At 61.6% G+C, this 14,841-nt stretch carries 10 protein-coding genes and 3 pseudogenes; 9 read left to right on the top strand and 4 right to left on the bottom strand.

Annotation, left to right across the window (positions count from 1 at the left end; all coding sequences use genetic code 11):
• Window positions 1-62 precede the first annotated feature (62 nt).
• The 4 genes and pseudogenes from gndA (at window position 63) to ACIPSK_RS11030 (ending at window position 3,761) form a co-directional block, all read left to right on the top strand.
• Window positions 63-1,514 carry an NADP-dependent phosphogluconate dehydrogenase gene (gene gndA / locus ACIPSK_RS11045; RefSeq protein ID WP_168724842.1) on the top strand — a complete coding sequence of 484 codons (1,452 nt, stop codon included), beginning with the start codon at window positions 63-65 and terminating at the stop codon, window positions 1,512-1,514.
• Between the two features lie 86 nt (window positions 1,515-1,600).
• Window positions 1,601-2,360: pseudogene (locus ACIPSK_RS11040) on the top strand (carbon-nitrogen hydrolase family protein).
• 5 nt (window positions 2,361-2,365) lie between these two features.
• On the top strand, window positions 2,366-2,860 hold the full coding sequence (locus ACIPSK_RS11035; RefSeq protein WP_162117681.1) for a GNAT family N-acetyltransferase: 495 nt from the start codon (window positions 2,366-2,368) through the stop codon (window positions 2,858-2,860).
• A gap of 283 nt (window positions 2,861-3,143) precedes the next feature.
• The gene (locus ACIPSK_RS11030; RefSeq protein WP_162117682.1) at window positions 3,144-3,761 is read left to right on the top strand and encodes a class I SAM-dependent methyltransferase; all 618 of its coding nucleotides are present in this window, start codon (window positions 3,144-3,146) and stop codon (window positions 3,759-3,761) included.
• Window positions 3,762-3,770: 9 nt separating this feature from the next.
• On the opposite strand, the gene ACIPSK_RS11025 is transcribed toward ACIPSK_RS11030, so the two are convergent.
• The 3 genes and pseudogenes from ACIPSK_RS11025 to ACIPSK_RS11015 form a co-directional block, all read right to left on the bottom strand.
• Window positions 3,771-4,316, bottom strand: a complete 546-nt coding sequence (locus ACIPSK_RS11025; protein WP_162117683.1) for an AAA family ATPase — start codon at window positions 4,314-4,316, stop codon at window positions 3,771-3,773.
• Window positions 4,317-4,331: 15 nt separating this feature from the next.
• On the bottom strand, window positions 4,332-5,408 hold the full coding sequence (locus ACIPSK_RS11020; protein ID WP_162117684.1) for a D-alanine--D-alanine ligase family protein: 1,077 nt from the start codon (window positions 5,406-5,408) through the stop codon (window positions 4,332-4,334).
• Window positions 5,409-5,441: 33 nt separating this feature from the next.
• Window positions 5,442-6,055, bottom strand: a pseudogene (locus ACIPSK_RS11015) (C39 family peptidase).
• A gap of 172 nt (window positions 6,056-6,227) precedes the next feature.
• Between ACIPSK_RS11015 and ACIPSK_RS11010 the strand changes: the two are divergent.
• Both ACIPSK_RS11010 and leuS read left to right on the top strand, forming a co-directional pair.
• Complete coding sequence (locus ACIPSK_RS11010; protein ID WP_162117686.1) at window positions 6,228-7,124, top strand: LysR substrate-binding domain-containing protein; 897 nt, start codon at window positions 6,228-6,230, stop codon at window positions 7,122-7,124.
• Window positions 7,125-7,509: 385 nt separating this feature from the next.
• A pseudogene (leuS, locus tag ACIPSK_RS11005) lies at window positions 7,510-10,024 on the top strand (leucine--tRNA ligase).
• A gap of 58 nt (window positions 10,025-10,082) precedes the next feature.
• Here leuS and ACIPSK_RS11000 read toward each other — a convergent pair.
• Window positions 10,083-11,126 (bottom strand): LacI family transcriptional regulator, encoded by a 1,044-nt coding sequence (locus ACIPSK_RS11000; RefSeq protein ID WP_162117688.1) that lies wholly within the window; start codon window positions 11,124-11,126, stop codon window positions 10,083-10,085.
• A 453-nt stretch (window positions 11,127-11,579) separates the two neighbouring features.
• Here ACIPSK_RS11000 and ACIPSK_RS10995 point away from each other — a divergent pair, with 453 nt between their 5' ends.
• From ACIPSK_RS10995 to ACIPSK_RS10985, 3 genes are all read left to right on the top strand, one after another.
• Entirely contained in the window at window positions 11,580-12,815 is a 1,236-nt protein-coding gene (locus ACIPSK_RS10995) for an ABC transporter substrate-binding protein (protein WP_017964645.1), read from the top strand.
• A gap of 183 nt (window positions 12,816-12,998) precedes the next feature.
• Window positions 12,999-13,904, top strand: a complete 906-nt coding sequence (locus ACIPSK_RS10990) for a carbohydrate ABC transporter permease (protein ID WP_017964644.1) — start codon at window positions 12,999-13,001, stop codon at window positions 13,902-13,904.
• Window positions 13,897-14,841, top strand: a complete 945-nt coding sequence (locus ACIPSK_RS10985) for a carbohydrate ABC transporter permease (RefSeq protein ID WP_162117689.1) — start codon at window positions 13,897-13,899, stop codon at window positions 14,839-14,841. The genes ACIPSK_RS10990 and ACIPSK_RS10985 overlap by 8 nt, the downstream gene beginning before the upstream one ends.

Raw genomic sequence — 14,841 nt, 5'->3', positions numbered from 1 at the left:
AACCGATTAGACCCTTGCGAGACTTGCCGTTTGACCGAGACAGTGCCACAACACCGGTCCAAATGACACATCGGAGGTTTGTCGTGGAAAAGGCAGAAATCGGACTGATCGGCCTTGCGGTCATGGGCTCCAACCTGGCGCTCAACATCGCGGAGAAAGGCAATAAAATCGCGGTGTTCAACCGCACGCCGGAGAAAACCGACGAATTCTACGAAAGCGCCGGCGATCTGAAGAAGCAGATCATTCCCTGCAAGACCATCGAAGAGTTCGTCGATGCGATCCGGCCACCGCGTCCGATCATCATCATGATCAAGGCGGGTGAGCCCGTCGACCAGCAGATGGAGTTGCTGCGTCCGCATCTCTCCAAGGGCGACATTATGATCGATGCCGGCAACGCCAATTTCCGCGACACCGTCGCCCGCTTCGACCGGCTGAAGAATACCGATCTGACCTTCATCGGCATGGGTGTTTCCGGCGGTGAAGAAGGTGCGCGCCATGGCCCGTCGATCATGGTCGGCGGCACCGAAGAGTCCTGGAGGCGCGTCGAGAAGGTGCTGACCTCGATTGCCGCGCGCTACAATGACGAGCCCTGCGTCGCCTGGCTTGGCAATGACGGCGCCGGCCATTTCGTCAAGACCATCCACAACGGCATCGAATATGCCGACATGCAGATGATCGCCGAAATCTACGGCATCCTGCGCGACGGCCTCGGCAAGAGCGCCTCCGAAATCTCCGGCATCTTCGGCGAATGGAACAAGGGCCGCCTGAACTCCTACCTGATTGAAATCTCCGAGAAGGTGCTTGCGGCCACCGATCCGGTCTCCGGCGGACCGATGGTCGACATGATCCTCGACAAGGCCGGCCAGAAGGGCACCGGCAAGTGGTCGGCGATCGAGGCGCAGAACATGGGCATTCCGGCAACGGCGATCGAAGCCGCGGTCGCCGCCCGCAGCCTCTCCTCGATGAAGTCGCAGCGCGAAGCCGCTGAGAAGATCTTCGGGACGCAGGCTGTGTCCTTCCCGATCGCTTACGGCCCCGAGCTCAACAAGGATCTGGAACAGGCGTTGTTTGCCGCCAAGATCGGCGCCTATGCGCAGGGCTTCGCGGTGATGGCGGAAGCATCGCGCGAGTTCAACTGGTCGCTGCCGATGCCGACGATCGCGCGGATCTGGCGCGCCGGCTGCATCATCCGCTCGCAGTTTCTCGACGAGATCACCTCGGCCTTCACCAAGGCACCCGATGCTGCGAACCTCATCGTCACGCCGGCTTTCTCCGACATGGTCAAGGAATCGATTCCGGCGCTGCGCCGTGTCGTCGGGGCCGCGATTGCCGCCGGCCTGCCGGTTCCGGCACTGACCTCGGCGCTGACCTATTTCGACGCCTATCGCCAGGGCAGGGGAACGGCAAACCTCATCCAGGCGCAGCGCGACTTCTTCGGCGCCCACGGCTTCGACCGCTTGGACGGCAAGGATTTCCACCACGGCCCCTGGGGAAGCGGTGCGTCGACCTTCTGAGGTTCAGCCAGGTTTTCAAGGAGAGGCCCGGCCACTGCGCTGGGCCTTTTTGCTGAGATGCCGCGGCCGAGAAACCGGAGATCTAAGTGACGAGCACTCGGATAGCCGCCGCGCAGACGCCGGAATTTCGGGAGAATGTCCGGGCAGCGTTGGATTATGCCGTAAAGGTCGCAGCGCTTGCTGAGGCTGATGGTGCGGCCTTGCTGGTCTTTCCCGAAGGTTTTTTTGCAGGGCTACTTGGTCGATGAACCATCGGCGCGCCGCGTTGCTCTCGATTTCACATCCGCCGAGTTCGCCGCGGTCCTGGACCGGCTGCCGAAGTCGGGACCGGTGCTGGTCATGGGGCTCATTGAGGTCGATGACGGGCGATTGTTCAACACCGCTGTTGTCATCGAGCGCGGCGTTCTCCTCGGCCGCTACCGGAAAGCCCACCTGCTGCGCGGCGAACGGGCTTTCGAGGCGGGAAAGGATAGCCCGCTCTTTGCGATCGGTGCTCTGCGCGTCGGGATCAACATCTGCTACGACACGAATTTTCCCGAAGCAGCGGCAAAGGTCGCCGCGTCTGGCGCGTCGCTGATCGTATGCCTCTCCAACAACATGATGCCACGGGAAAAGGCGGAAATATTCAAGCAGATGCATAATGCCGTTCGCGGCGAACGATGCCGCGAAACCGGTCTGTGGCTGATCTCGTCCGACGTGACAGGCGAGCGTGACGGGCGCATCGCCTGGGGACCGACGGCGGTGCTGAACCGGCAAGGGCAGGTCGTGGCGCAACTGCTGCTGGAGGAGCCCGGCTTGCTGGTCTTCGATTTTCCTTGCATTGAACCTGTGGCGATTGAGGATTGATGGACATGCTTATCCGAGACGAAACGCCGGAGGATATCGACGCGATCCATGATCTGACCTGGACCGCCTTCAAGTCGATGCCTTACAGCGACGGGACGGAAGCGGAGATTGTCCGAAGACTTCGCGAAAACGGCGATCTAACGATATCGCTGGTGGCCGAGCAGGACGGCGAGATTCTCGGCCATGTGGCGTTTTCGCCGGTGACGATCGAGGGCGCGCATGACGGCTGGTTCGGGCTGGGGCCGATATCGGTCAAGCCGGAGAGACAGCGGCAGGGTATCGGCAAGGCGATGATTGCACGGGGTCTCGAACTGCTGAAAGAGCGCGGCGCCAGCGGATGCGCCCTGATCGGCAATCCCGAGATCTACAGCCGTGTCGGTTTCAGCAGCGACGGACAATTGAAGTATCTCGACCTCGATACGCGGCTCGTGCAGAGGATTGTCTTTCGGGGATCTCCGCCAAGCGGGACGTTGCAATTCGCTCCCGCATTTGAAAGCTAGAATAGTCCGTTCAACGGCCGAAACTCCAAACCGAAGCTGACAGGGAAGGTGACGACATGTCCGAAGCGGGCACGGTGACCATTCGAACCGAGCGTCTCAAGCTCCGCATGCCTGATATCGGCGATTTCGCCGCCTAGGGCGCACTGCGATTGGTTGCAGACGTCTCAGTTCTTACATGTTGATCAGCTACTGCCTAGTTCACAGTGCTACAGCGTTCTTTGCGCGTCTGAAAAGACGCTCGGCGCTGTAGGATATCGGGCTCGGCAAGAGATGGGGATATCGGATGACAGGCGAGAAGCGGGAACACTGGGACGAGGTCTACCGCACGAAATCTGCCGACAGCGTCAGCTGGTATCAGCCGATGCCCGGGCCTTCCTTGCGGGCGCTTGACGAGCTGCAACTGCCGGTCACGGCCTCGCTGATCGATGTGGGCGGCGGCGCATCGAGCCTTGTCGACTGTCTTGTCGAGCGCGGGTGGTCCGACCTCACCATCCTCGACATCGCCGCGCCGGCGCTCGAAGTCGCCAAGGCGCGGCTGCGGGATGAAGCCGCCCGCATCGCCTGGGTGGTTGCCGACGTCACGTCATGGCAACCCGACCGCCACTACGATGTGTGGCACGACCGCGCCGTTTTTCACTTCCTCACCGAGCCCGAGCAGCGGCTGGCCTACCGCCGCGCGCTCGAAAGCGGCACAGCGCCAGGCAGCGTCGTGATCATCGCGACTTTCGCGCCGGACGGGCCGGAACGGTGCAGCGGATTGCCGGTCCAGCGTTACGACGCGGTGGCGCTTGCGACCGAATTCTCGTCCACCTTCGCGCTTCAGCGTGACTGGCGGGAGGAACACACGACACCCGGCGGCGGCCGGCAGTCGTTCCAGTGGTGCATTTTTCGCAGGCTCTAACGATCTCGTCTACTGCTGCTTCGGTTCCCGAGAGAGGCAGTCGAGGATGAAATCCGCCCGGTCGGCGACCGCGATTTTCGGCAGCATGACGATGTCGTAGCCGAGCGTCGGATAGACGGCGGCAAGTCGATCATATTCGGCGACCGCCTCGTCGAAGCCATGGCGCCGCTCGGGGTCGGTCGTGTAGATTTCGGGCCATGGCGGCGTGAGAAAAACCCTCGGGTGATAGCGGTGGGCGGCGCTCAATTTCTCCAGGACCGGTTCTCCGGTCAGGTGCTGCAGCGCTACCGCCGCATCGATCAGCCCACGATCGAAAAACGTCCAGCCCGGCTGCTCACGCGCCGCTGTGTGGTCGGCCATCGCCATCTCGATTGCGCGGCGGGCAAAGGCCGCCATGTCGACCCAGGGCAGGGCTGCGCCGTCGCCCTCCAGTTCCTGGCTGACGATCCGCCGGCCGGGCTCTTCGACGATGGCATGACCGCGGGCGGCAAGTTCCGCAAGCAGTGTCGATTTTCCACCGCCGGAACATCCCGAAATCAAGACCGACCTGTTCATGATCAAGCTTCCGTCTCAGGCGGCCCGTCGGGCGCGCGCCAGGCCGTGATCTACCAGGCGGTCGATGATTTCGGCGTAGGTGACGCCGCTTGCCGCCATAGCCTTGGAATACATGCTGATATCGGTAAAGCCGGGGATGGTGTTGATTTCGTTGACGAGGAACTGCATGTCATCCGTCAGGAAGAAGTCGATGCGGGCCATGCCATCGCAGCCGACCGCCCTGAAGGCTCTTGCGGCTACGTCGCGCATGGCGGTCTCGACCTCCTGCGGCAGTTCGGCCGGCACTTTCAGCACCGCACCTTTCTCGTCGATATATTTGGCATCGTAGCTATAGAAACCGTGGCTTTCCGCCGGCACGATCTCGCCCGGCCTGGAGACGAAGAGTTCTCCTGCTGGATCTTCCAAGACGCTGAATTCGATCTCGCGGCCGCGCACGAATTCCTCGGCGAGCAGCGTGCGATCGTGGCGGAAGGCCTCAGCAAGGGCAGGCGCGAATTCCTGGCTGGCATGGACCTTGGCAACGCCGACCGACGATCCCTGGCGCGCAGGCTTGATGAAGAGCGGCAGGCCGAGCTCGCCTTCCAAGGCTGCCAGTGAAGGGGCGGCACCCTCATGGATCGTCACCGCGCGCGCCACCGGCAGGCCCGCCGCCCTCAGCAGGCGCTTGGCGATGTCCTTGTCGAGGGCTGCGGCGGAGCCGAGGATGCCGCAACCGGCGAGTGGAACGCGGGCCACCTCCGCCGCACCCTGCACCGATCCGTCCTCGCCATGCTGGCCGTGGAGGACAGGAAACAGAATGTCGACCTTTGGCAGGTCATGCGGCGCCCCATGAGCTGGGATTGCCAGCACGCGCCCGCGCCCACCCGGCACCAGGCAGATTTCCATGCCCGATGAAGGCATCGCCAGTATGCCGTCCTCGAAACTGCTCAGCAGCCATTGCCCCTCGCGGGTGATGAATACAGGGATGGCGTCGTATTTTTCGGGCTTGAGTGCGCCCATGACATTGGTTGCCGAGAGTACGGAAACTTCATGCTCGGCCGAGCGGCCGCCGAAGAGCACGGCAATGCGCAGCCTGTTTGGGGATGGGGTCATGAAAGCCTCCGAAACGATCTCGTGTTGAATAGGTCAGGCGTCGACCGATATGCCGCGATTGGCGAAGAAGCGGTCGAAGACCGCAAGCGGCAGAGTCACATCGGCCTGGCTCGCTTCGTTGTGGCCGGACGGGTTGTGAAAGCGAATCGTCTCCTGTGAGGCTGAAGTCACCAGCACCAGGTGTCCGCCTTTCGAGGGCGGCTCGCGCTCCGGCCAGCGGATGCCCGAGTTCACCGAGGCGATGAAGAACCGGCGCTTCGACAGCAGCCCGGGAATGGCCGATGTCTCGACGCCGGTCACCGTCTCGGCGCCAAGGCCGAAACGGTCGGCGGCGAAGCGGACGAAGGGCGCATAGATCAGCCCTTTGATCGAGGCATCGATCTCGTTGACGACATAACCGCCATAGGCGGTGCAGGCGCGGGCAAGCTCGAGTGTCGGATGGATCTCGCCGCGGGCAGCAAGGATCATTTTCAGGCAGGCCATGCCGCAGACATTGACAGCCCAGCGCGCATATTCCTCGATCGTCGCGGCTCCCGAATGGCGCCAGAGCGGATCGCCAAGCAGGGCCTGCGATCCCTCGGCAAGCACCGGCAATGTCATACCGGGTGTTTCCCATTGACTGAATAGGGCACGCCGCTCTGCTGCATCCTGTCGATATCCCCGTGACTCGTCTGTGAGATGGCGGGCAATCTGGGCTTTTTCGAGCCGATGCACGCTGACGAGACCAAGGGTATGGTGCAGTTTTCATCAGGTCTACTTAATTAAAATAAGGATATAGGTTAGAAATTATGGCCTATCGATCAACTGAGGGAACCCGATTTGGATTTTTTCCGATTACGGACGCTTCGCGAGCTTTCGAGCCGCGAGACGATGGCGGCGGTGGCCGATGCTGTCGGCATTTCGTCGTCGGCGGTTTCTCCGCAGATCGCCCAGTTGGAGGACGAAATCGGCATTGCGCTCGTCGAGCGACGCGGGCGAGGGGTGACGCTGACACCGGCCGGCCAGCGGCTCGTTGTGCATGCCGAGCGGATCTTCGGTATTGTCGAGGAAGCCAAGACCGATATTGCCGAGCTGCAGAATATCGTTGCCGGCGACCTGAGGATCGCCACCCAACCTTCCGCGGCCTCGTCCTTCATTCCCGCTGCGATGCGCCAGCTCGCCATCGACCATCCGCATCTCGACATCGGCATGATGACGATGGGGCCTGCCGAAGGCGTGGCGGCACTCCGGGCCTGGCAGGCCGATATCGTCATTGCCGACGACATATCGTTCGATCCACATACGCTGGAGGGCGCGGCCGACGCGCTGTTTCTGTGCCGCGACCAGCTCTTCGCGCTTCTGCCCGCTGGCCACAGGCTGGAGGGCGAGCCCGTCATCGAACTCGCACAGCTGAGGGATGAACATTGGGCGCTCGACGTCGCCTCCAGCGCCTATTCTATGGCCATCCGCAAGGCTTGCCGCGACATCGGTTTCGAGCCCGTCATCAACGGCTTCAGCGACAGTTTCGAAGTGGTTTTCGCGCTTGTCGAAGCCGGTTGCTCGATTTCAGTGATGCCCGGACTGGCGCTTCGAGATTTTGGCGAAGGCCTGACCGTCAAGCCGCTGGCGCCATCCACCTACCGGAGCATCTATGCGATTACCCGGCGCGGCGAGGTGCGCAACCCGAAGATTGCGGCGGTGCTCGATCAGTTGGTAAAGAGCGCGCCGCGGAATTGAACAGATCCTGATTTCGCGCGAATGCCCTCTTGGCAGAAGCGATCATATCGGGCACTCTTGGTTCATGGTTATGGCAACTCAAGCAGCAGACGTTCGCGCACGCGACGCACGACTTACCACAGCGGCTTCCTGATCGGAGCCGGGTTAACAGTGTCGTTTGCTTTCTCTTTATTTGCCTTGAGCCACCGCCCATGAACACCAGATCAAAGCCACATCGCGCTGTTTTCGTGCGGACGTCCTGCGTCGCAACTCCGCACGCGATTCGACTTAGCCGCGGCTGCCGGACGTCACCGGAGCACCGGCAGCCGTAGCTGCTCCTGAACCAAAGAACGCCTCCATTTTCAGGACATGCCGCCGCAAAGCCGGCCGGCGCCAGGAGTGATGCATGCCTTATGATCCCAACACGATCGAACCGGAGTGGCAGGCCTATTGGGCCGACCACCATATCTTCCGAGCGGAAATCGATCCGGCCAGACCGAAATTCTACGCACTCGACATGTTCCCATATCCTTCCGGTGCGGGCCTGCATGTCGGCCATCCTCTCGGCTATACGGCCACTGATATAACGTGCCGCTACAAACGCATGCGCGGCTTCAATGTCTTGCATCCGATGGGATGGGACAGTTTCGGCCTGCCGGCGGAGCGCCACGCGATGCGGACTGGTGTGCATCCCGATATCGACGAAGCGCAATATCGAGACGTTTCGCGGGCAGGTGCAGAGGTTGGGTTTCTCCTATGACTGGAGCCGCGAGTTCGCGACGACCGACCCCGCTTATGTGCGTTGGACGCAGTGGATCTTCCTGAAGCTGTTCGAGAAGGGGCTCGCCTATCAAGCCGAGGTCGCGGTCAACTGGTGCCCGGCCCAGAACGCGGTGCTCGCCGACGAGGAGGTCAAGGACGGGCGTTACGTCGAGACCGGCGATCCCGTCATCCGCCGCAGGATGCGCCAGTGGATGCTGCGCATCACGGCCTATGCCGATCGGCTGCTGCAGGGACTGGACGGCCTCGACTGGCCCGAAAACCTGAAAACCATGCAGCGCAACTGGATCGGACGCTCCGAGGGCGCCGAAATCCGGTTTCCGCTCGAGCACGGCAAAGAGGTCATCACCGTCTTCACGACGCGCCCCGAGACCCTGTTCGGAGCAAGCTATATCGTGCTCGCGCCGGAACATCCGGCAGTTGCCGCCATCGTCACGCCGGAAATGCGCGAGGCGGTGGCCGCCTATATTGCCGAGGCCGAAGGATTGGAAGAGACGGCGCGGGCCGATGCCGGGCGCGAGAAAACGGGCGTCTTCACCGGCGCCTATGCGATCAACCCTGCCAGCGGAGCCCGGCTGCCGGTTTGGGTGGCCGATTACGTGCTGGCTGGCTACGGCACCGGCGCCCTGATGGCGGTGCCGGCTCATGAGGCGCGCGACCACGCTTTTGCCTGCGCGCAGGGCCTGCCGATCATTCGCGTGATCGACAGTGCCGACGATATCGAAAAGACGGCGTTTGAGGGCGAGGGGAGGATGGTCAATTCCGGCTTCGTGAATGGTCTGGCCTCGCCGGAGGCTAGGAAAGCGATGATCGCTTGGATGCAGGCGAGCGGCGCAGGCTGGCCTAAGGTCACCTATCGCCTGCGTGACTGGCTGTTCTCCCGCCAGCGCTACTGGGGCGAGCCGATCCCGGTGCTGCATCTGGCGGACGGCTCGGTGATGCCGCTGCCCGAGGAATGCCTGCCGCTGCTGCCGCCTGAACTGGACGACTACGCTCCGACGCCGGATGGCGAACCGCCGCTTGCCCGTGCGCCGGCCTGGGTCGAAACGATCGTGCCGGGCACCGACATTCGGGCACGGCGGGAGACCAACACGATGCCGCAATGGGCGGGGTCCTGTTGGTATTATCTCAGATTCCTCGATCCGGAAAACGCCAGCGAACCCGTCGGGCGCGAGGCCGAGCGCTATTGGATGCCGGTCGATCTCTATGTCGGCGGCGCCGAACACGCGGTCCTGCATCTGCTCTATGCCCGCTTCTGGCATAAGGTGCTCTACGACATCGGCGTCGTTTCGACGGAAGAGCCGTTCCAGCGGCTGTTCAACCAAGGCATGATCCTTGCTCATTCCTACCGCGACGCGGCGGGCCGGTATTACGAGCCGTCTTCCGTCGTCGGCGAGGAGGGTAGATGGTTCGCTGGGCCGGTCGAGGTGCAGCGCGCCGTCGAGAAGATGTCGAAGTCGCAGCTGAACGTTGTTAATCCAGACGATGTCGTCCATCAGTTTGGGGCCGACGCCTTGCGCCTGTACGAGATGTTCATGGGACCTCTGGACGCGGCAAAACCCTGGCAGACCGCTGGCTTGATCGGCGTGCGTCGGTTTCTGGAGCGTGCCTGGCGTATTGTCTGCGACGAGAGCGACGGATTGTCTCCAGTGGTGCTGGAGGCGGCCCCCAGCCCGCAGCTTCTTCGCTTGCGCCACCAGACGGTGAAGTCCGTGACGGCGGATATCGAAGCAATTCGGTTCAATACCGCGATTTCCCGGCTGATGGAACTGGCCAACGCACTGACGGCGGAAGCAGTGCGTCCGCGCGAAGTGGTGGAGACATTCGTGCTGTTGCTCGCACCCTTTGCGCCTCACATTGCGGAGGAGTTATGGAGCAAGCTTGGTCACGGGGAAACACTGACATGGGTTTCCTGGCCCACCTTCGATCCTGCAATGATCGAGATGGAGACCCGCGAATATGTCGTGCAGATCAACGGCAAGGTTCGCCACCGCTTCGAAGCCGCCGCCGATCTCGGCGAGGCGCTGCTTGCAGCGGCGCGATCCGAACCTTCCGTCATGGCCTTGCTCGACGGCAAAACGGTGGTTAAGGAAGTTCTGGTCCCGGGGCGACTGGTGAATTTCGTCGTCGACGACCTGTGATGATCCAAAGCCGATCGTCGGGATTTGCGCCCGACGATCCGTTCCCTCAACCGACCGCCTACCTGCCGCTCTCCGGCCAGGTCGGCTGGCTTACGCTCTGCAGCAGTTCCGGTTCGACGCCGTCGATGCGGGCAATGACGGCTTTGGCCATTTCGCGGCCGGCTTGGCGCACGTCTTCCTGGGCGGTGATGATCTCGGGGCGGATCCAGTTCAGGATCGGAACCGATTGCTTGGAAACCATGTCGAGATCGCGGCCGAGCGCCTTGCCGGCGGCCTCGATGCCGGCATTGACGGCGATTGCAGCACTGCCGGCCGAACAGACGATGCCGTCGGGGGCGTTGGCCGAGCGCATCATCACCTCGACGATGTCGCGGATGTCGGCGAGCGGTGCGTCGGTGTTGACGCGCAGCGGCACTTCCTCGGCGCCATAATCATGCAGGCCGGTCTGGAAGCCGATGCGGATATGGGCGTAGTAGGTGAGCTTGCTCGGCGGCTGCAGCAGGGCAATGCGGCGCCGGCCGCGCTTGACGAGCTTTTCCACCGCCTGGTGGGCGAAGGCCTCGTTGTCGAAATCGTGGAAGGGGTGCGTCAAGCCCGCATCGGTGCGCCCATGCGTGGCAAAGGGCATGCCGCGCTCCGTCAGCAGCCGCACGCGCGGATCGTCCGGCTCGATACGCGAGATGATGACGCCGTCCGCCGAGCCGGTATCGAGGATATAGCGCACCGGCAGCATCGGGTCCTTGCTGTGGGAATGGGGCGTGATGACGATATGATAGGGCGTGCCGGATAGCACCTCGGAGATGCCGAAGACCATCTGGCTCGAGAAGCCCATGATCTCCTCGTCGATGCTGAGAACGAGGGCGATGACGTTGGTCTTGCCGGTGCGCAGGCGCACACCTGCCCTGTTCGGCTGGTAGCCGAGCTGGCGGGCGACCATGCGCACTCGCTCCTTGGTTTCCGCCCCAATATCCGGCGCATCCTTCAGCGCGCGCGACACCGTCGTCACGCCAAGGCCGGTCATGAAGGCGATCGTCTTCAACGTCGGGCGCTCGCGCGCTGCCGGCGTCGATGCCGCGTTCCCAAAATTTCCCTTGTTTTCCATCCCTTTAGGCCGTCCTGCGCGAATTGGTGACGCTTATAGAGGCTTTTTCCAGCGTCGTAAGCCCGCCGCATGCCAAAATCGCACCTCCCTGAGGAATGCAATCTGTAACGATACAGTAGAAATGTCGAGTGCTTTTTGTTGTGTGCATTGCAGCATGATACGCATAGGTTGAATCGGCAATTCGCGCTCTGTTTTTTTGCGATTGCGAAGAGGCTGTATCGTGCAGCTAAATCTATTACAAAAAAATACTATTCAAATTCAAATAGATAAATTGAAAGTGCATGTGCGAGAACGGCCGACTGAATATCGCTTCAGCGGATGCGGAGCTTCTGATGGAAACAGGCAGAAGTAGCATTTCGCGTTATCGCGGAAAAATTTGCGTGCGGGCAGTTGCGTGGAGAAATCGATTGATCTAAGTTTTTCCGGCAACGTTTCAGTGAGGGAGGAGAACTCATGAAAATCCGTATATTGGCGGCCGTGCTTGCCGCCTCGGTCGCGCTTCCGTTCGGCGCCGCCAACGCCACCGATCTCGAAGTCACGCACTGGTGGACTTCGGGCGGTGAATCCGCTGCCGTCGCCGAGCTGGCAAAGGCATTCGACGCCACCGGCAACCACTGGGTCGACGGTGCTATCGCCGGTTCCGGCGGCACTGCCCGTCCGATCATGATCAGCCGCATCACAGGCGGCGATCCGATGGGCGCCACTCAGTTCAACCATGGCCGCCAGGCCGAGGAACTCGTTCAGGCCGGCCTGATGCGCGACCTGACCGATGTGGCGACCGCCGAGCACTGGAAGGATATCATTCGTCCGTCGAGCCTGCTCGATTCCTGCACCATCGACGGCAAGATCTACTGCGCTCCCGTCAACATCCACTCCTGGCAGTGGCTGTGGCTTTCGAACGCCGCCTTCAAGAAGGCCGGCGTCGAAGTTCCGAAGAACTGGGATGAGTTCGTCGCTGCGGCTCCGGCTCTCGAAAAGGCCGGCATCATTCCGCTCGCCGTCGGCGGTCAGCCGTGGCAGGCGACAGGCGCCTTCGACGTGCTGATGGTTGCGGTCGCCGGCAAGGACACCTTCAACAAGGTCTTCAAGGACAAGGATGCGAAAGTTGCCGCCGGTCCCGAAATCGCCAAGGTGTTCAAGGCGGCCGACGACGCTCGGCGCATGGCCAAAGGCAGCAACGTCCAGGATTGGAACCAGGCCACCAACCTTGTCATCACAGGCAAGGCCGGCGGCCAGATCATGGGCGACTGGGCGCAGGGTGAGTTCGCGCTCGCCGGTCAGAAAGCCGGTACCGACTATACCTGCCTGCCGGGCCTCGGCGTGAACGAGATCATCTCGACTGGCGGCGACGCCTTCTACTTCCCGCTGCTGAAGGACGAAGAAAAGTCCAAGGCGCAGGCCGTGCTTGCCAAGACCCTGCTCGATCCGAAGACCCAGGTTGCCTTTAACCTGAAAAAGGGTTCGCTGCCGGTTCGCGGCGACGTCGATCTCGCTGCCGCCAACGACTGCATGAAGAAGGGTCTCGACATCCTGGCCAAGGGCAACGTGATCCAAGGCACCGACCAGCTACTTTCGGCCGACAGCCAGAAGCAGAAGGAAGACCTTTTCTCCGAATTCTTCGCCAATCCGTCGATGACGCCGGAAGACGCCCAGAAGCGTTTCGCCGGGATCATCGCTTCTGCTGACTGATCAGCAGATTCGCTGCCCTTGCGGTCCGGCTCCCATAGGAGCCGGATCGTTCCGGACGGTCGGTGATGGTCCGGCGGGCGGCGGCGTCTCTCTGATATCTTCAGCAGGTCTCAGAGGTGGAGACGACAGGCGGCGCCTTGCCGTTCTGTTAGTTGTCGCAGTTGCGATTGAGGAGAAGTGTTTATGACGGGTCAAGCGCGAGCAGGCCGGCCAAACAAGTTGCTGCGCAATCTGAATGCCAAGATTGCGTCTATCCCGATGATCCTGACAGCGCTGGTGATCTTTGTCGGTGGCACGTTTTGGACGGTCTTTTATTCTTTCACCAATTCCAAGCTCCTTCCGCGGTTGAGCTTTGTCGGCTTCGATCAGTACCAGCGCCTCTGGGCGGCACCCCGCTGGGTGACGGCGATCGAGAATCTGGCTGTCTACGGCATCCTCTCGCTGATCTTCAGCCTGGTCATCGGTTTCATGCTCGCCGCGCTGATGGACCAGAAAATCCGCTTCGAAAACACCTTTCGCACCATCTTTCTCTATCCCTTCGCGCTGTCCTTCATCGTGACGGGCCTCGTCTGGCAATGGGTTCTGAACCCCGATTTCGGCATTCAGGCGGTGGTCCGCTCGATCGGGTGGACGAGTTTCACCTTCAATCCGCTCTATACGCCTGAAATCGTCATCTACGGCATTCTGATCGCGGCGCTGTGGCAGGGAACGGGTCTCGTCATGTGCCTGATGCTTGCCGGCTTGCGTGGGATCGACGAGGACATCTGGAAAGCGGCGCGCGTGGACGGCATTCCGATGTGGAGGACCTATCTCTTCATCGTGATCCCGATGATGCGGCCGGTCTTTATCACGACGATCGTGATCATCGCCTCCGGCATCGTCAAGGTCTACGACCTCGTGGTCGCGCAGACATCGGGCGGACCGGGCATCTCTTCGGAGGTGCCGGCGAAATATGTCTACGACTACATGTTCCAGGCGCAGAACCTGGGGCAGGGCTTTGCCGCCTCGACGATGATGCTCGTCACTGTCGCGATCATCATCGTTCCATGGGCTTATCTGGAATTCGGCGGAGGGCGCAAACGTGGCTGATATAGAAACGCTCAACACGGTTGTTGCCGGGATGGACGCCGTTGCACCAAAACTCGGCGAAGGCCCCAGCGGCCCCCGGCCACGCCCGGCGCTGTCGGCGCGCAACATCATGCTCTACGGCACGCTGATCGTTGCAGCGCTTTACTACCTGCTGCCGCTCTATGTGATGGTAGTGACTTCGCTGAAGGGCATGCCGGAAATCCGGCTCGGCAACATCTTTTCGCCGCCGGTGGAGATCACCTTCGAACCCTGGGTGAAAGCCTGGGCGCAGGCCTGCACCGGCCTCAACTGCGATGGCCTGTCGCGCGGTTTCTGGAATTCGGTGCGCATCACGGTGCCGTCGGTCATCATCTCGATCGGGATCGCCTCGGTGAACGGCTACGCGCTGGCAAATTGGCGCTTCAGAGGCTCTGAGCTTTTCTTCTCGATCCTCATTATCGGGGCATTTATTCCCTATCAGGTGATGATCTATCCAATCGTCATCATCCTGCGTGAAATCGGCATCTACGGCACACTGACCGGCCTCGTCATCGTGCATTCGATCTTCGGTATGCCGATCCTGACGCTGCTCTTCCGCAATTATTTCGTGTCGCTGCCGGAGGAACTGTTCAAGGCGGCGCGTGTCGACGGGGCGGGCTTCTGGCAGATCTTCCTGCGGATCATGCTACCGATGTCGCTGCCGATCTTCGTCGTTGCGATGATCCTGCAGGTGACCGGCATCTGGAACGACTTCCTGTTCGGCGTGGTCTTCACCCGGCCGGATACTTATCCGATGACCGTGCAGCTCAACAACATCGTCAATTCCGTCCAGGGCGTGAAGGAATACAACGTCAACATGGCGGCAACGATCCTGACGGGTCTCGTGCCGCTCATCGTCTACTTCGTGTCGGGACGGCTGTTCGTCCGCGGCATCGCCGCCGGCGCAGTGAAGGGTTGA

Source organism: Rhizobium sp. LARHSG275 (genome assembly GCF_052871115.1).
Note: the sequence above shows the minus strand (reverse complement) of the source record. Positions and strands in the feature narration are given on the sequence as shown.